This is a genomic window from Shinella sp. R2-11 (genome assembly GCF_055330205.1).
On the sequence record NZ_JBVAPC010000006.1, the window covers coordinates 238,916 to 256,416 of the forward strand.

The 17,501-nt window shown below is 66.8% G+C and carries 14 protein-coding genes; 8 read left to right on the forward strand and 6 right to left on the reverse strand.

Annotated features, from left to right (window positions below):
* Window positions 1–74 precede the first annotated feature (74 nt).
* Both ACZ1A1_RS16960 and ACZ1A1_RS16965 read right to left on the reverse strand, forming a co-directional pair.
* Window positions 75–1,022: a substrate-binding domain-containing protein gene (locus tag ACZ1A1_RS16960; RefSeq protein ID WP_119258099.1), complete on the reverse strand. Its 948-nt coding sequence runs from the start codon at window positions 1,020–1,022 to the stop codon at window positions 75–77.
* A 168-nt stretch (window positions 1,023–1,190) separates the two neighbouring features.
* A complete protein-coding gene (locus ACZ1A1_RS16965) occupies window positions 1,191–2,090 on the reverse strand; it encodes an AraC family ligand binding domain-containing protein (protein ID WP_463620807.1) in 900 nt (299 codons plus the stop codon).
* Between the two features lie 176 nt (window positions 2,091–2,266).
* Between ACZ1A1_RS16965 and melA (ACZ1A1_RS16970) the strand changes: the two genes are divergently transcribed.
* The 6 genes from melA (ACZ1A1_RS16970) to melA (ACZ1A1_RS16995) all read left to right on the forward strand — a co-directional run bounded on the left by melA (ACZ1A1_RS16970) (window position 2,267) and on the right by melA (ACZ1A1_RS16995) (window position 11,225).
* Window positions 2,267–3,739, forward strand: coding sequence for an alpha-glucosidase/alpha-galactosidase (gene melA / locus ACZ1A1_RS16970; RefSeq protein ID WP_313193996.1), 1,473 nt, complete (start codon window positions 2,267–2,269; stop codon window positions 3,737–3,739).
* A gap of 80 nt (window positions 3,740–3,819) precedes the next feature.
* Window positions 3,820–5,901, forward strand: a complete 2,082-nt coding sequence (locus ACZ1A1_RS16975) for an ABC transporter substrate-binding protein (protein ID WP_463620808.1) — start codon at window positions 3,820–3,822, stop codon at window positions 5,899–5,901.
* A gap of 114 nt (window positions 5,902–6,015) precedes the next feature.
* Entirely contained in the window at window positions 6,016–7,026 is a 1,011-nt protein-coding gene (locus ACZ1A1_RS16980; protein WP_313194126.1) for an ABC transporter permease, read from the forward strand.
* Window positions 7,023–8,150, forward strand: coding sequence for an ABC transporter permease (locus ACZ1A1_RS16985; RefSeq protein ID WP_415212683.1), 1,128 nt, complete (start codon window positions 7,023–7,025; stop codon window positions 8,148–8,150). The genes ACZ1A1_RS16980 and ACZ1A1_RS16985 overlap by 4 nt, the downstream gene beginning before the upstream one ends.
* A gap of 11 nt (window positions 8,151–8,161) precedes the next feature.
* Window positions 8,162–9,832, forward strand: coding sequence for an ABC transporter ATP-binding protein (locus ACZ1A1_RS16990; RefSeq protein ID WP_313193993.1), 1,671 nt, complete (start codon window positions 8,162–8,164; stop codon window positions 9,830–9,832).
* A gap of 22 nt (window positions 9,833–9,854) precedes the next feature.
* Window positions 9,855–11,225, forward strand: coding sequence for an alpha-galactosidase (melA, locus tag ACZ1A1_RS16995; RefSeq protein WP_463620809.1), 1,371 nt, complete (start codon window positions 9,855–9,857; stop codon window positions 11,223–11,225).
* A gap of 71 nt (window positions 11,226–11,296) precedes the next feature.
* Here melA (ACZ1A1_RS16995) and ACZ1A1_RS17000 read toward each other — a convergent pair whose 3' ends face one another.
* The gene (locus ACZ1A1_RS17000) at window positions 11,297–11,989 is read right to left on the reverse strand and encodes a DUF899 domain-containing protein (protein ID WP_463620810.1); all 693 of its coding nucleotides are present in this window, start codon (window positions 11,987–11,989) and stop codon (window positions 11,297–11,299) included.
* A 2-nt stretch (window positions 11,990–11,991) separates the two neighbouring features.
* Window positions 11,992–12,258 carry a hypothetical protein gene (locus ACZ1A1_RS17005; RefSeq protein WP_463620811.1) on the reverse strand — a complete coding sequence of 89 codons (267 nt, stop codon included), beginning with the start codon at window positions 12,256–12,258 and terminating at the stop codon, window positions 11,992–11,994.
* A gap of 204 nt (window positions 12,259–12,462) precedes the next feature.
* Here ACZ1A1_RS17005 and ACZ1A1_RS17010 point away from each other — a divergent pair, with 204 nt between their 5' ends.
* Entirely contained in the window at window positions 12,463–13,914 is a 1,452-nt protein-coding gene (locus tag ACZ1A1_RS17010; RefSeq protein WP_463620812.1) for a metal-dependent hydrolase family protein, read from the forward strand.
* Between the two features lie 11 nt (window positions 13,915–13,925).
* On the forward strand, window positions 13,926–14,735 hold the full coding sequence (locus ACZ1A1_RS17015) for a porin family protein (RefSeq protein ID WP_463620813.1): 810 nt from the start codon (window positions 13,926–13,928) through the stop codon (window positions 14,733–14,735).
* A gap of 21 nt (window positions 14,736–14,756) precedes the next feature.
* Here the strand turns inward: ACZ1A1_RS17015 and ACZ1A1_RS17020 are convergent, their stop codons facing one another.
* Together ACZ1A1_RS17020 and ACZ1A1_RS17025 are read right to left on the reverse strand one after the other, a co-directional pair.
* Window positions 14,757–16,265: a methyl-accepting chemotaxis protein gene (locus tag ACZ1A1_RS17020; protein WP_463620814.1), complete on the reverse strand. Its 1,509-nt coding sequence runs from the start codon at window positions 16,263–16,265 to the stop codon at window positions 14,757–14,759.
* A gap of 315 nt (window positions 16,266–16,580) precedes the next feature.
* Window positions 16,581–17,498, reverse strand: coding sequence for an FAD:protein FMN transferase (locus ACZ1A1_RS17025; RefSeq protein ID WP_463620815.1), 918 nt, complete (start codon window positions 17,496–17,498; stop codon window positions 16,581–16,583).
* Window positions 17,499–17,501 lie beyond the last annotated feature (3 nt).

Consider the following 17,501-nt stretch of genomic DNA (forward strand, 5'->3'; position numbering starts at 1 on the left):
GCACCTCGCGTCACGATGAGATGAAGAGGCGCGGGAAAGATCCCCGCGCCTTACGGCAATCCGGTCGCGCCGGATCAGCCGCCCACGTTTTCCTTGGTGAGGAAGGCGTTGCCGGTGTCGAGGTAGCCCGGCACCTTGGCGCCCGTCGCCTGCGCCCACAGCAGCATGACCGACCAGTAGCCCTGAAGCTCCGGCTGCGAGGCCGAGGAGCTGTCGGCGACGCCCTCGCGGATCATGTCGAGCATTTCCGGGAGGTTGTCGAGACCGACGAGCGTGACCTTGCCCTGCTTGCCGGCTTCGACGATGGCCTGGCCGATGCCGATCGGGCCGGCGGCGTCGGACGCGACCCAGCCCTTGAGGTTGGGGTTCGCCTGCATGATGGCGGCCGCCTGCTGCTGCGCCGTCTCGATGCTGTCATTGTCGATGCCTTCGGCGACGACCTTGATGCCCGGATGCTCGGCGAAGACCTGGCGGTGGCACTCGGCGCGGATCGAATGGTTCGGCGCGGTCGGAACGCCCTGCATGATGGCGACCTCGCCCTCGCCGCCGAGAACCTCGACGAGGCGGCGGGCCGCGATCTTGGCCTGCTCGCAGAAGTCCGAGCCGATATAGGGGATCGCCATGCCTTCCGGCGGCACGGAATCGAAGATCACCAGCGGGATCTTCTGGTTCTGCGCTTCCTCGAGCGAGGCGCGGTTGCCCGAAGGATCGAGCAGGTCGAGCGCCAGGCCGTCCGGCTGGGTCGCCAGCGCGCTGTCGATGATCTGGTTCTGCTGGACGACGTCGGCGGACTGCGGCGCCGAATAGATGACCTCGACGCTGGAGCCGGTCTGCGCCTTGATCGCGGCGGCGGCGGCCTGCGCGCCGTCGTTTACCTTGTCGAACCAGGGATGGACGACCTTCGGCACGACGACGAAGCGGTAGCTGTCCTTCTTGGTGGTGCCGGCGGCATCCTCAGCCGAGGCGACGACCGGCAGCGCGAACGCGGCGGCGCATGCCAGCAACGTGACGAGTTTCTTCATGATGACCTCCCTTGGAGCAGGCGAAAATCCCTCCCGCCTGAGTGATGGAACGAGGGCTTTGCGTGGGCTCGCTCCCAAAACCCAAAGCCCGCGTGGAAATTGATACAGATGTATTTTCATTTTTACAACAGTAAAAACGCCGCCTCCCGGCGCCGGCCGGGAGAGGGTTCACGGCCGGTCGCCGGGCGGCGGGCTTGCGTACATGCCGGTGGTGCGGAATTCCGTCGGGCTCGCGCCGAAATGACGGCGGAAGACCTTGGCGAAATAGTTGGGGTCCTCGAAGCCGGCCATGCTGGAGACCTCCTTGACGGAAAGGTTGGCGGTCCTTGCGAGCAGCTTGGTGGCGCGCTGCAGCCGCTTGTGCAGCACGAATTCGGCCGGCGGCATGCCCTCGTGCGCCGCGAAGACGCGGGAGAAATGCGAGCGGCTGAGGCCGGAAACGCGCGCCAGCTCCTCCACCGGCAGCGGCTTGTCGAGATTGGCGTCGATATGGCTGATGACCTGCTGCATGGCGCGATATTCCTCGCCCACCGTCGGATGCGAGCCGAAGACGTCGTCATAGAGCGCCATCGCCGCCTCGTAGGCGATGGCCGAGGCCTGGCCCGGCGTCTCGCCGCCGCCGGACACGAGACGCAGGCTGCAATCGGCCAGATGCTCCACCGTCTCCGGCTGGAGCTTGAGGACGGGCCCCGTCATCGACAGGATGGCACGATGGATGCGCAGGGCCTCCTCGCCGTTCATCGAGATCCAGAAGAACTCCCAGTGGTCGCCCTCCTCCAGCCAGTAGCGATGGTTGTGGGGGACCAGCAGCAGCAGCGTGTCGTCGGGGCGCACGCGGTAGGTCCGGTTCTCGTAGCGCAGGTTCCCCGCGCCGCTCAGCGTGTGCTGGACGACGGTGAACGGCGTCTGGCCGCGCTTGCGGCCGTCCCAGTCGTAGCTCGTGTCGTTGCGCACCTCGTAGCCCGTGCTGGTCGGCATCGTATGCAGACGGTGGCGGCCGCGCGGCAGCGACACCGTCTTCATCACCGGCCCGCCGGCAATCAGGTTTTGCAGCACAGAATTACCCATGAAAGCACAATCCCTCTCTATGATCTGATCCGGCGATCCGCATAATGTCGAGTTGAGAGGAAGTTTTTCGTGATTTCAAGGGGAATTCGCGAACGGCCGCACAACCGGCCTGTTCCAAGGATAAACGGCGAAGTCGCTCGATTTTACCCATTGCAGACCATTCTGACGAGGACAGCATGAGCAGGTTCAAGATCGCCATCATCGGCGCGGGCAGCGTCGGCTTCACCAAGAAGCTCTTCACGGACATCCTGTCCGTGCCGGAATTCGCCGATATCGAGGTCGCCCTCACCGACCTCAGCGAGCATAACCTGACGATGATCCGCACGATCCTGGAAAGGATCGTCGAGGCGAACGGCCTGCCGACGCGCATCACCGCCACGACGGACCGCCGCCAGGCGCTGGAGGGCGCGCGCTACATCATCAGCTGCGTGCGCGTCGGAGGGCTGGAAGCCTATGCCGACGACATCCGCATTCCGCTGAAATACGGCGTCGACCAGTGCGTCGGCGATACGATCTGCGCCGGCGGCATCCTTTACGGCCAGCGCAACATCCCGGTCATCCTCGACTTCTGCAAGGACATTCGCGAGGTCGCCGAGCCGGGCGCGAAATTCCTCAACTATGCCAATCCCATGGCCATGAACACCTGGGCGGCCATCGAATACGGCAAGGTGGATGCGGTGGGCCTGTGCCACGGCGTCCAGCACGGCGGCGAGCAGATCGCCGAAATCCTCGGCGCGGGCGACGGCGAGCTCGACTATATCTGCTCGGGCATCAACCACCAGACATGGTTCGTCGACCTGCGCCTGAAGGGCCGCAAGATCGGCAAGGACGAGCTCGTCGCCGCCTTCGAGGCCCATCCGGTCTTCTCGCAGCAGGAGAAGCTGCGCATCGACGTTCTCAAGCGCTTCGGCGTCTATTCCACCGAGAGCAACGGGCATCTTTCCGAATACCTGCCCTGGTACCGCAAGCGGCCGGAGGAGACGAAGCGCTGGATCGACATGTCGGACTGGATCCACGGCGAGACCGGCGGGTACCTGCGCTACTCCACCGAGACCCGCAACTGGTTCGAGACCGACTATCCCGAGCTGCTGAAGGCCGCCGGCAAGCCGATCGACCCGGCCCGCCGCTCCAACGAGCATGCGAGCCACATCCTGGAGGCGCTGGAGACGGGCCGCGTCTATCGCGGGCATTTCAACGTCAAGAACAACGGCGTCATCACCAACCTGCCGGCCGACGCGATCATCGAATCGCCCGGCTTCGTCGACCGCTTCGGCATCAACATGGTGGCGGGCATCACGCTGCCGGAGGCCTGCGCGGCGACCTGCATCTCCTCGATCAACGTGCAGCGCATGTCAGTGCATGCGGCGATCTCCGGCGATCTCGACCTGCTCAAGCTCGCCGTGCTGCACGACCCGCTGGTCGGCGCGATCTGCACGCCGGAGGAGGTCTGGCAGATGGTGGACGAGATGGTGGTCGCGCAGGCCGCCTGGCTGCCGCAATATGCCCATGCCGTCGCCGGCGCGAAGGAGCGCCTTGCCCGTAGCACCGTGAAGACGCGCGAATGGAAGGGCGCGGCGAGCCGCGCGGTCCGCTCCGTCGACGAGGTGCGCGCCGAGCGCGACGCGATGAAGCTGCGCGCGGCCGGCTGAGGAGCCGCCGGCACCAGGAATTCAGGAGGAGCCGGCTGCCCGTGGAGGGGCGGCCGGGAACAAGAGGGAGAACAGCGACAATGACATTCATCCGTTCCTTGCGGAGCGCCGTGCTCATGCTGGGCGTCTCGGCGCTCGCCATGCCGGCGGGCGCCGCCGATCCCGAGGTCGTGCCGGAGCAGCCGGCCTTTCCGGCCCAGGGCAAGATCACCTATGTCCCCCGGGCCTCGATCCTGGAATACAAGGCGCTCTCCGCCTACCAGGAGCCGGACTGGATGACGGAGAAGTTCGTCAAGGCCGGCAAGCTGCCGCCGGTGGGCGAGCGCCTTCCGAAGGAGCCGCTGGTCTACAAGACCGGCAACATGCCCGACGGCACCGGCGTCTACGGCGACACGATCCGCCACGTCATCGGCGGGCGGCCGGAGGGCTGGAACTACAGCGCCGGCCAGTCGCAGGGCTGGGGCGGCATCGACATCGGCATGTTCGAGTGCCTGACGCGCACCGCGCCGCTCTTCCAGGTGGAAGCCGAGGACATGGAGCCGCTGCCGAACCTTGCGAAAAGCTGGGAATGGTCCGAGGACGGCCACAAGCTGACGATGAAGCTGATCGAGGGCGCCAGGTGGTCCGACGGCGACCCCTTCGACGCCGAGGACGTGATGTTCTACTGGGAGGACAACGTCCTCGACCAGAACGTCACGCCGCTGAACGGCGCGACGCCCGAGACCTTCGGCGCGGGCACGACGCTGAAGGCGCTCGATCCCTACACGATCGAATGGACCTTCAAGGAAGCCTTCCCGCGCCAGTATCTCTTCGCCATGGCCTATGGCACCTTCTGCCCCGGCCCCTCGCATATCCTCAAGACCAAGCATCCGAAATATGCGGGCACGACCTATGACCAGTACAAGAACGCCTTCCCGCCGGAATACCTGAACTTCCCGGTCATGGGCGCCTGGGTGCCGGTGGCCTACCGCTCCGACGACATCGTCGTCCTGCGCCGCAATCCCTATTACTGGAAGGTCGACGAAGAGGGCCGCCAGCTCCCCTATCTCGACGAGGCGCATTACAAGCTCTCCACCTGGGCGGACCGCGACGTGCAGGCGATCGCCGGCTCGGGCGACATCTCCAACCTCGAGCAGCCCGAGAACTTCGTGGAGGCGCTGAAGCGCGCCGCGCAGGACACCGCGCCCGCCCGCCTCGCCTTCGGCCCGCGCGTCATCGGCTACAACCTGCATCTCAACTTCTCGGCCAATGGCTGGGGCGAGCCGGACGAGCGCGGCGAGGCAGTGCGCGAGCTCAACCGCAACCTCGATTTCCGCAAGGCCGTCACCATGGCGATCGACCGGCAGAAGCTCGGCGAGGCGCTGGTCAAGGGGCCGTTCACGGCGATCTATCCGGGCGGCCTCTCCTCCGGCACCAGCTTCTACGACCGCCAGTCCACCATGTACTATCCCTACGACCTCGACGCGGCCAAGGCGCTCCTGGAGAAGGCCGGGCTCACCGACACGGACGGCAACGGCTTCGTGAACTTCCCGGCCGGTACGGCCGGCGGCGGCGACGTGCAGGTCGTCCTGCTGATCACCGGCGAATACGGCACCGACCGCAATCTCGGCGAGGGCATCGTCGGCCAGATGGAACGGCTCGGCCTGAAGGTCGTGCTCAACACGCTGGACGGCCCCAAGCGCGACGCGGCGCATTATGGCGGGCGCTTCGACTGGTCGATCCGCCGCAACGAGCAGGACCTCACCTCGGTCGTGCAGAACACGCCGCAGCTCGCCGCCACGGGCCCGCGCACGAGCTGGCACCACCGCGCCGGCACGGACGGCACGCTCGATCTCATGCCCTTCGAGCAGGAGCTCGTCGACATCGTCAACAAGTTCATCGCCAGCAACGACAGCGCCGAGCGGGCGGAGCTCATGAAGCAGTACCAGAAGGTGGCGACCACCAACCTGGATTCGATCGGGCTCACCGAATATCCGGGCGCGCTCATCGTCAACAAGCGCTTCTCGAACATCCCGCAGGGCACGCCGATCTTCATGTTCAACTGGGCGGAGGATTCGATCATGCGCGAGCGGCTCTTCGTCGCCGCCGACAAGCAGGGCGACTACGAGCTCTATCCCGAGCAGTTGCCGGGCAAGCCGGGCGAAGGCGGCCCGGTCGAGTAAGCAGCCCCATCCGCGCCCGGCCGGCCCCATGGCCGGGCGCCCCTCTCGCGCGCCGCCGGCGCCGGAACCCCGCGCGGGCCGGCCGGCGGCGAAACAAGGGAAACGACGATGCACATCCTTCGCTTCCTGATGATGCGGATCGCCGCGGCCATACCGCTGCTCTTCGTGCTCAGCGTGGTGACCTTCGCCATCATCCAGGCCCCGCCGGGCGACTATGCGGACTATATCCGCTCACAGCTCATCAACCAGGGCGGCGCCTCCTTCGACGAGGCGAACGCCCAGGCCGAGGCCTACCGCAAGGAACACGGCCTCGACCGGCCGCTGCCCGTCCAATATGTCAACTGGATCACCGGCATCGTCACCCGCGGCGATTTCGGCCACAGCCTCTACTACAACAAGCCGGTTTCCGAGGTGGTGGGCGAGCGCCTGCCGCGCACGCTGGCCCTTGCGCTGGTCTGCCACATCCTCGCCTCGTGCATCGGCATCCTCTTCGGCATCCTCGCCGCCACGAAGCAGTATTCCTGGGTCGACACGCTGCTGTCGGGCATTTCCTTCCTCGGCATGACGGTGCCGCGCTTCCTGATGGCGCTGATCATCGTCTATGTGCTGGTCTTCCATTTCAACGTCAGCGAGATCAACAGCTTCCATTCCGCCCGCTACGGCGGGGCACCGTGGTCCTGGGGCAAGTTCGTCGACCTCGTGAAGCATGTCTGGCCGGTCGTCGCCATCGCCACCTTCGGGGGCCTTGCCTACAACATGCGCGTCATGCGCGGGAACCTGCTCGACACGCTGAACGCGCAATATGTCGAGACGGCGCGGGCCAAGGGGCTCAGCGAGCGCGCGGTCGTCATGCGCCATGCCGTGCCCAACGCGCTGCATCCGCTCGTCATGTACCAAGGCGTCGTGCTGCCCTACATGCTGACCGGCGAGATCGAGACGGCGATCATCTTCGCGCTGCCGACCGTCGGCCCGGCCATCGTCGGGTCCATGCAGGTCGGCGACGTCTATGTCACCGCCACCTTCATGCTCGTGCTCTCCGTCACGCTCATCGTCGGCAACATCATCGCCGACCTGCTTCTGGCCATGCTCGATCCGCGCGTGCGCCTTTCGGGAGGACCCGCATGACCGCCGAGACCCGATCCGCGCCGAAGGCCGACGCCGCGGCCGCCCGCAACCAGCATGGCGAAAGCTATTCCGCGCTCGTCTGGCGGCGGCTGAAGCGCTCCGTCACCGGCATGCTGGGGCTTGCCCTCGTCTGCCTGCTCGCCATCATCGTGCTCTTTGCCGAATTCCTCTCGCCCGCCGATCCCAAGGCGACGGACGTCGCCTTCACGCCGCCGCAGGCGATCCGCTTCACCGACAAGGACGGCAATTTCGCCTTCACGCCGCGCGCCTATCCGGTGCGCGAGACGGCGGAGCTCGACCCCGTGACCTTCCAGCCCGTCGTCGGGCCGGACTACGACAACCCGCAATATCTCGGCTTCTTCGTCAAGGGCGCGCCCTATCGCCTCTTCGGCCTCATTCCCGCCGAGCGCCATTTCTTCGGCGCGGTCGACGGTTCGCCGGTCCATCTGCTCGGCACCGACAAGTTCGGCCGGGACGTGCTCTCGCGGGCGCTGCACGGCTCGCGCATCTCGCTGATGATCGCGCTCATCGTCGTCTTCGTCGTGACGGTGGTCGGCACCACGGTCGGCATGATGTCCGGCTATTTCGGCGGGCGCTTCGACACCTGGACGCAGCGCTTCGTCGAGCTGGTGCTCGCCTTCCCGCAACTGCCGCTCTACCTGGCCCTCACCTCGCTGATACCGGTAACGGCGCCGACCAAAGTCTTCCTCGCCTTCGTCATCATCGTCATGTCGGCGCTCGGCTGGGCGCAGATGTCGCGCGAGGTGCGCGGCAAGACGCTGGCGCTCGCCCGCATCGACTATGTGCGCGCCGCCATGGCCATCGGCGCGACGGACCGGCGCATCCTCTTCCAGCACATCCTGCCCAATGTGATGAGCCATGTCATCGTCGCCGTCACGCTGGCGATCCCGAGCGTCGTGCTGCTGGAATCCTTCCTCGGGTTCCTCGGCTTCGCCGTCAAGCCGCCGCTGATCTCTTGGGGCCTGATGCTGCAGGACACGGCCAATTACTCGGTGATCGGCTCCTATCCCTGGCTGCTCGCGCCGGTGGGCTTCGTGCTGGTCACCGTCTTCGCCTTCAACGCGCTCGGCGACGGGCTGCGCGACGCCATCGATCCCTATTGAGGAGACCGGACATGACGCCAACCGACAGCATCGTCACGGCCCCCGCAGAGCGGCGCGACCTCGAAGGGCGCAGCGACCGGCCGATCATCGACGCGCGCAACGTCGCGGTCGATTTCAAGGTGGAGGGCGGCACGGTCCGCGCCGTGCGGGACGTCTCCTTCCAGCTCTATCGCGGCGAGACGGTCGCCATCGTCGGCGAGAGCGGCTCGGGCAAGTCCGTGACCGCGCGCACGATCATGGGCCTCCTCTCAAAGCGGGCGAAGACGAGCCCGCAGTCGCGCATCGACTATGACGGCGAGAACGTGCTCGCCTTTGCCGAGCGCCGCCGCCGCAAGCTGCGCGGCGACCGTATCTCGATGATCTTCCAGGAGCCGATGAGCTCGCTCAACCCGGTCTATACGGTCGGCAGCCAGATCGTCGAGGCGATCCGCGTGCACCGGCGCATCGGCCGCAGGGCGGCGATGGCCGAGGCGCTGGAGCTCTTGCGCCATGTCCGCATCCCCGATCCGGAGGCGCGGCTCAACCAGTATCCCCACCAGCTTTCCGGCGGCCAGCGCCAGCGCGTGATGATCGCCATGGCGCTCGCCAACAAGCCGGACGTGCTGATCGCCGACGAGCCGACCACCGCGCTCGACGTCACCGTGCAGGCGCAGATCCTCAACCTCATCCGCGCGCTCCAGCAGGAAATGGGCATGGCGGTGATCCTCATCACCCACGACCTCACCGTCGTGCGCCAGTTCTCCGACTATGTCTATGTGATGAGCCAGGGCGAGGTGAAGGAGCACAACACGACGGAAGCGCTGTTCGCCGATCCGGTGCATCCCTATACGCGCCGGCTGCTCGCCTCCGAGCCGCGCGGGGCGGCCAATCCGCTGCCGGCCGATTCCCCGGTTATCCTCGCGGGCAAGGATGTGCGCGTCGGCTTCACCCTGCGCAAGGGCGGCTTCTTCAAGCCGGAATACAGCCAGCTCCTTGCCGTCAACGACCTGTCGATCTCGCTGCGCCGCCACGAGACACTCGGCCTCGTCGGCGAGAGCGGCTCGGGCAAGACCACCTTCGGCCAGGCGCTGATCCGGCTGATCGACGCCGATGCCGGCGAGATCAGCTTCGACGGCGAGCCGATCCAGAACCGCAGCAGGGCAGAGATGCGTCCGCTGCGCTCGCGCATGCAGATCGTCTTCCAGGACCCGTTCTCCTCGCTCAACCCGCGCATGTCCGTCGGGCAGATCATCGAGGAGGGGCTGGTCGTCAACGGCCTCGGCGAGACCCGCCGCGAGCGGATCGACCGGGTGCGCGAGGCGCTGTCCGCCGCGGGGCTGCCGACCGACATCCTGTCGCGTTTCCCGCATGAATTCTCCGGCGGCCAGCGCCAGCGCATCGCCATTGCCCGCGCCGTCGCGCTGGAGCCGGAATTCATCCTTCTCGACGAGCCGACCTCGGCGCTCGACCTGTCCGTCCAGGCGCAGATCATCGATCTCCTGCGCAAGCTGCAGGACGAGCGGGGCCTCAGCTACCTCTTCATCTCGCACGACCTGAAGGTGGTGCGGGCGCTCTGCCACCGCGTCGTCGTCATGCAGCACGGGCGGATCGTCGAGGAAGGCCCCGTCGAAGACGTGCTCACCCGCCCCAGAACTCCCTACACCGAACGGCTCGTGCGGGCCGCCTTCGATGTGGCCGCCTAACCCAGGATACAAAGGCAATCCCATGAGACATCCCAAGATCACCTTCATCGGCGCCGGCTCCACCGTCTTCATGAAGAACATCATCGGCGACGTGCTGCAGCGCCCGGCGCTCTCCGGCGCGACGATCGCGCTGATGGACATCAACCCGGAACGGCTCGCCGAAAGCGAGATCGTCGCCGGCAAGCTGGCGCGCACGCTCGGCGCCGGTGCGAAGGTCGAGACCCATTCCAGCCAGCGCAAGGCGCTGGAGGGCGCGGATTTCGTCGTCGTCGCCTTCCAGATCGGCGGCTACGAGCCCTGCACGGTCACGGATTTCGAGGTGCCGAAGAAATACGGCCTGCGCCAGACCATCGCCGACACGCTCGGCGTCGGCGGCATCATGCGGGGGCTGAGGACCGTACCGCATCTCTGGTCGATCTGCGCCGACATGCTGGAGGTCTGCCCTGAGGCGATCCTGTTGCAATATGTCAACCCGATGGCGATCAACACCTGGGCGATCGCCGAGAAGTTCCCGGCGATCCGGCAGGTCGGGCTTTGCCATTCCGTGCAGGGCACCGCCTTCGAGCTGGCGCGCGACCTCGACATCCCCGTCGAGGAGATCCGCTACCGCGCCGCCGGCATCAACCACATGGCCTTCTACCTCTCCTTCGAGCACCGCCAGCCGGACGGCAGCTACCGCGACCTCTACCCGGATCTTCTGGCCGGCTACCGCGAGGGCCGCTTCCCCAAGCCGAGCCACTGGAACCCGCGCTGCCCGAACAAGGTGCGCTACGAGATGCTGACGCGGCTCGGCTATTTCGTCACCGAAAGCTCGGAGCATTTCGCCGAATACACGCCCTATTTCATCAAGGAGGGGCGCGCCGACCTCATCGAGAAATTCGGCATCCCGCTCGACGAATATCCCAAGCGCTGCATCGAGCAGGTCGAGCGCTGGAAGAGCCAGGCGGCGGCCTATCGCGAGGCCGAGACGATCGAGGTGAAGGCGAGCCACGAATACGCCTCCTCGATCATGAACTCGGTCTGGACGGGCGAGCCATCGGTCATCTACGGCAACCTGCGCAACAACGGCTGCATCACCTCGCTGCCGGACAATTGCGCCGCCGAGGTGCCCTGCCTCGTCGATGCGTCCGGCATCCAGCCGACCCATGTCGGCGCCCTGCCGCCGCAGCTCACGGCGCTGATGCGCACCAATATCAACGTGCAGGAGCTGACCGTCGCGGCGCTGATGACGGAGAACCGCGAGCATCTCTATCACGCCGCGATGATGGACCCGCACACGGCCGCCGAGCTCGACCTCGAGCAGATCTGGTCGCTGGTCGACGACCTTCTCGACGCCCATCGCGACTGGATCCCCGAATGGGCGCGTGGCGCCCGCAAGACCAAGGCGGCGTGACCCTCTCCCTGTCCCCGCCGGCAGGCCCCCGCGCGCGCCGCGCCGGGGGCCTGTTTTCGTGAGCCCCTGCCTCAATATTCGTCGTGCAGCTTCACCCAGCTCATCGTGCCGTTCTCGTTGCGGCCCCTGGGGACGAGGTCGAGCCAGTTGAGCGCGCCGATCAGCAGTTCCGTGCCGCGATGATAGGTCGAGTAGGTGTGGTAGATGCCGCCCTCCTCATCCTTCGCGAAGACGCTGAGGCCGAACATGTCCGGCGCGTTGCGGATCGTCGTCAGGCCGTAATTGTAGAGCGCGCGGCCGGCGGCGCGGTCCTCCGGCCTGAACGACACGCCGAAATCGTAGTTGAAGTCGCGGTCGTCCGAGGAGACCCAGGGGAAAGTCCAGCCCATCCGCTTCCTGACCGCCTCGATCCGCCGGACCGGCGCGCGCGAGACCGCGGCGAAGGCGAGGTCCGCCTGTTCGAAGTGCCGGCGCGCCGCATCCGCATGATCCATCGTGAAGGAACAGCCGGGGCAGATGTGGTCCGAGCCGGGCGTCAGCATGAAGTGGTAGACGGCAAGCTGGCTGCGACCGCCGAAGAGGTCGCCGAGCGTGACGTCGCCGTCGGGACCATCGAAGATATAGGGTTTCTCGACCCTGACCCAGGGCAATTGCCGGCGCTCGGCGCGCAGGGCGTCGAGCTGGTGGGTCATGGCGCGCTCCTTCTCGAAGAGCGCCTTGCGGGCCGCAAGCCAGTCCTCGCGCGAAACGATGGGGTGCTGCATTGTCATTCTCCTTCGGTTGATGTGTCGGGCGGGAAGCGCCACGCCCGGCGGGAAACGAGCCTCAGCCAGGGCGGCAGATGGAAAAGAGCCATCAGCAGGTACATCGCGGTCATGCCGTCCATCGGCAGCGGGCCCGAGGCGCAGAAGGCCATCGGGTCGCCGGCGCTTGTCCATGCCATGAGGGCGAAGACGGGCGATGCGGCAAGGCAGAGCCAGTCCGCCGGACCGTGCGCGCATCCTGGAAGCGGCCTCTCGACTGTCACCGGCATTGCCATTTTCCTCTCCCGTGCTTTTGTCGTTGCAAAGCCGAGACTAGGCCGGAAGGACCGACTGCCGGGAGTGACAAGTGTGTCGGGATTTTCCGATCCCGTGCCGGGAACGGTCGATTGCCGGCAGGGACATTTCGCCGCCACCGGTTGATTAAGTTTCCGCCGCTGGGCATAAGTCGGTCTTCGAGCAGAGGGAGGGGCGCCTTGTCGTTTCGTCTTGGCCAGAGATACCGGCATCTCACGCATGACGGGGATTGCGCGTGCCACAGCCCCCTCGCCCGGGATCTGTTCTCCCGCATCGATGCGGGCCTTTCCCGCCGCTCGGTCCTCAAGGCCATCGCGGCGAGCCTCGCCGCCCCCGCCCTTGGCGGCGCCGCCTTCGCGCAGGCGCCCGCAAGGACCGTGCGGCTCACGAATGTCCGGATTTTCGACGGGGAGAACGCCACGCTTGCCGAGGGCCGGGACGTGCTGGTCGAGGGCCGGCTCATCAAGGCGCTGGTGGCGGCCGGGGAGACGGTCGCCGATGCCGATGCCATCGATTGCGGCGGGCGCACGCTGATGCCCGGCATGATCGATGCCCACTGGCATTCGATCCTCGCCGGCATTTCCCAGCTCACGGCGATGACCGCCGATATCCCCTATGTCCACCTGCTCGCCGCCGAGGAAGCCGAGCGCACCGTGCTGCGCGGCTTCACGACGGTGCGCGATGTCGGCGGCCCTTCTTTCGCGCTGAAGCGCGCCATCGACGAGGGACATGTCGCGGGGCCGCGCATCTATCCGTCCGGCGCCATGATCTCGCAGACCTCGGGGCACGGCGACTTCCGCATGCGCACCGACCTGCCCCGCACGGCGCAGGGCGACCTCAGCGTCGCCGAACGGGCCGGCATATCGGCCATCGCGGATGGCGAGGCCGAGGTGCTGCGCCGGGTGCGCGAGCAGCTCATGCTGGGCGCCAGCCAGATCAAGATCATGGGCGGCGGCGGTGTCGCCTCGGCCTATGACCCGATCGACGCGCTGCAATATTCCGAGGCGGAGATGAAGGCCGCGGTCTCCGCCGCCGCCGACTGGGGCACCTATGTCTGCGTCCACACCTATACGTCGGCCGGCGTGCAGCGCGCCCTTGCCTGCGGCGTGAAATCCATCGAGCACGGCCAGCTCGCCGACGAGGAGACCGTGCGGCGGATGGCGGATGCGGGGGCGTGGTGGAGCATCCAGCCCTTCCTCGCCGACGAGGATTCCAACACCTATCCGTCGCCGGAACAGCGCATGCAGCAGCAGGCCATCGCCGAGGGCACCGGCCGGGCGGTCGAGCTGGGGCGCAAGCACAAGGTGCGCATGGCGCTCGGCACGGATATCCTGTTCAGCCCCAGGGGCACGGCGACGCAGGGCAAGCAGCTCGCGAAGTTCGCCCGATGGTACGAGCCCGCGGATGTCCTGCGTCTCCTGACCAGCGGCAATGCGGAGCTTGCCGGCCTTTCCGGCGCGCGCAATCCCTATCCGGGCAAGCTCGGGCGCATCGAGGCCGGCGCCTATGCGGACATTCTCGTCGTCGACGGCAATCCGCTGCAGGATATCGCCCTGATCGCCGATCCGGAACGCACGATGAAGCTCATCATGAAGGATGGGCGCATTCACAAGAACACGCTTTCAGCCTGAAGGACAGTCTCGTGATCCGATACGCCGCCCTGCTCACCCTCGCCGCCGCCTGCACCGCGCAGACGGCCTCAGCCGCCGATGCCTTCGCCGGACCGTCCGAAGAGCCCGCCGCCGTCACGGATGCGGGCCCCGGCTGGGCCCTGCAGATCACGCCCTACATGTGGGCCGCGGGCCTCAAGGGCGACATCTCGCCGTTCCGGCGCGCGCCGACCATCGGCGTGGAGAAATCCTTCTCCGACGTCATGGACGACCTCAACTTCGGCGGCTTCGTGAATGTCTGGGCGCGCTACGACCGCTTCGTCCTGTCAGGCGACATGATGTATGTCGACACCACGGACAGCCATGCCTTCGGCGCGCTGCCGCCGCCGATACCACCCGGCGTCATCATCAGCGGAAGCGTCGACAGCAAGCAGTTCATGGCCACGCTGCAAGGGGGCTACCGCGTCGTCGACACGCCCGACTTCACGCTGGATGCCCTTGCCGGCGCGCGCTTCTGGCACATCTCGAACGACGTGACGATCAGTACGCCAGGACCGTATAGCTACCGCGAAAGCTTCGGCTGGGTCGATCCGGTGATCGGCCTGCGCGCCTTCCTTCCCCTGACGGACAAGCTGTCGGTTCAGGCGCAGGCGGATGTCGGCGGCTTCGGCGCGGGGTCCGACATCACCTGGTCGGCTCTCGCCACGATCAATTATACCTTCACCGACCACCTTTCCGTCTCCGCCGGCTACAAGGTGCTCGATGTCGATTACGACCGTGGCGGCCATGTCTTCGACACGCGCCTCAGCGGCCCCGTGCTGGGCCTGACGCTGCGTTTCTGAGCAGCGCCCGCCCGGCCTCTGTCAGCCGTATCGCCGCTGCGCCGCCCTTGCCGCCCGCTGGCTGCGCTCGGCCGAGACCGTGAAGCTGTCCACCAGCCCTTTCAGCGTCGTGCTGATCTGCATGAGATTGTGCGTGGCGGCGTTGGTCTCCTCGACCATCGCGGCGTTCTGCTGGGTCATCTGGTCCATGCTGCCGACGGCCGTGTTGATCTCGGCGATGCCCGCCGACTGTTCGCGGGCGGAGCTGGCGATGGCGTCGATATGGCCGTTGATATTGACGACCTGCTCGCCGATGTGATGCAGCGCCTCGCCCGTCCGGTTGACCAGCGACACGCCGAGCTGCACGTCCTCGAAGGACTTGTCGATCAGCGCCTTGATCTCCTTGGCGGCCTCGGCGGATTTCTGCGCGAGCTCGCGCACCTCCTGCGCGACGACCGCGAAGCCCTTGCCCGCCTCGCCCGCCCGCGCCGCCTCGACGCCGGCATTGAGGGCAAGCAGGTTGGTCTGGAAGGAGATCTGGTCGATGACGCCGATGATCTGGGTGATCTTGCCGGAGGATTCCTGGATGGCGCTCATGGCGGTGACCGCCTGCTCGACGATGGCGCCGGAGCGCCTGGCCTCCTCCGTCGCGCTGCCGACGACGCGGCGGGCCTCCTCGGCGCGCTGCGCTGCCTCGCGGGAAATGGTGGTGATCTCCTCGACGGCGGCGGCGGTCTCTTCCAGCGAGGCCGCCTGCTGCTCGGTGCGCTTGGCCATGTCGTCGGTGGCGTGGACCAGCTCGCCGGAATTGCCGGCCGCGTCGTCCGCCGCCGTCACGATGGCGCCGAGCGTGTCGTCCAACTTCTCGATCGCCGCGTTGAAATTGGAGCGCAGGCGCTCGAACTGCGGGGCGAGCGGCGTGGCGATGGCGGCGGTGAGGTCGCCGCCGGCAAGGCGGTTGAGCGAGGTGTCGATCGCGCCGAGCGCCTCTTCCTGCTCGGCGTTCAGCGCTTGGCGCGCGGCCTCGGATTTCTCGCGCTCCTCCTGGAGGGCGTCGAGATAGACCGAGATCGCATAGTCCATGTCGACCAGCGCGGCCTTGACGATGGCGGTGATCTCCTCGCTCAGCGCATCGGCCTTCCTGCGGTAGAGGAAACCTTCGAGATGCTTGCGGACGACGCTCTCGACGATGGCCTCCAGGATCAGCGCATAACCGCCGATATACCAGCGCGGCTCCAGGCCGAGGCGGGCATGGGTCCTGCCGATCGTGGTGACGGCATCGACATAGTGCGCGTCGAACTTCGCCGAGCCGATCACTTCCCAATGCTTGACCTGCCGGCCCTTGGCGCTCTGGATATGCGCCTCGTTGGAAAAGAAACGGGCGGTCTCGGGCGTGGCGCGGGCCTTGCCGTAGAAGATGTCCAGCGCGCCGTCGAGCGAGGCGGAAATGGTGGGCAGCGCCCTTTTCAGCGCCGCGCGCTGGCCGGCGTCGAACTCGACGAACTGGAGACGCTCGTTCAGTTGCTGGGTCTTGGCATCCTGCGCCGACATCGGCAAATCCTCTGCAGTTGGGTTGGCGAATGACGCAAGTCCCGAATCAGGACTCCAGCCTTCGGTCTGTAGCGATTTTTCGCAGGGGACAGTAAACAAACACTGTAAATCGGAGGCCGATACTTCGCCAAAAATTGACGAAGAACAAATTCCGTTCGAATTTATATCGTAAGTATTACTTATCGGTGCGGATAATACCAATCAATACCAGGGAAAACCAATATACCCGATGCAACGCAGCGTGTATCTTACGTAACGTGAGGCAGGTGTAACGCACCCGCGTTGAACCGTCGCTCCGCTCGGGGAACCGCTCCCTTAGACCGTCACCCCGGCTTCCAGCCGCGCGCCGTCGAAGCGGCCGATCATGGCAAGGACCGCTTCCCTGTCGAGCATCAGGCAGGCGGCCGTCGCGAGGGCGTCGGCAATCGCCGCCGAGGGGGCGGAGATCGAGACCGACCGCCATTGCGCCGGCGCGGGCATGCCCGTTTCGGGATCGAGGATATGGCCGTCCCGGCCGGCCTGGTCGAAGGTCGTGCCGAGCGGGGCGGAGGTCGCCAGCGCGCGCTGGCGTAGCGCCACGCGCTCGCCCGTTTCAAGCCGCAGCGGCCATTCCCCGCCGTGAGGCCGGCCACCGAGGGCGCGGAACTCGCCGGTGTCGATCAGGATGTCGGTGAGGCCCTCGGCCTCCAGCAGCACGGCCACCCGGTCGGCGACATAGCCCTGGCCGATGCCGTTCAGCGTCAGCGCCGTGCCGGGCCGCATCGTGATCGCCGCCGCATCGAGCTCCACCCTCTCCCAGCCGGTCTTCCGCAGCACGCCTTCGAGGCTTTTCGCATCGGGCCGCCCGCCCTTCGCGGCCGCTTCGGCCCAGAGCGCCCAGAGCGGCTGCACCGTCGGATCGAACCGCCCGCCGCTCGCCTGGTGCACCGCGCCGGCCAACGACAGGCATTCCAGAAGCTCGAAGGGCGGGGCGGCAAGATGCCCCTCGCGGTTCAGCCGCGACAGGGCGCTCTCCGGCCGGTAGAGGCTGAGGATATCCTCCAGCCGGCCGATCTCGGCCATGACGCGGGCGGCGATGGCCTCGCCGTCCGGGTGGTCGAGGCGGATCGAGGCGCGCGCGCCCAGCGCCTGCCCGGTCCACAGGCGCGCGGTTCCTCCATCGGCGCGGGCGGCGGCCGGCAGGGCGGCGAAGGCCGCGGAAATGGCAATGAGGCGGCGGCGGGTCATCAGCATGGG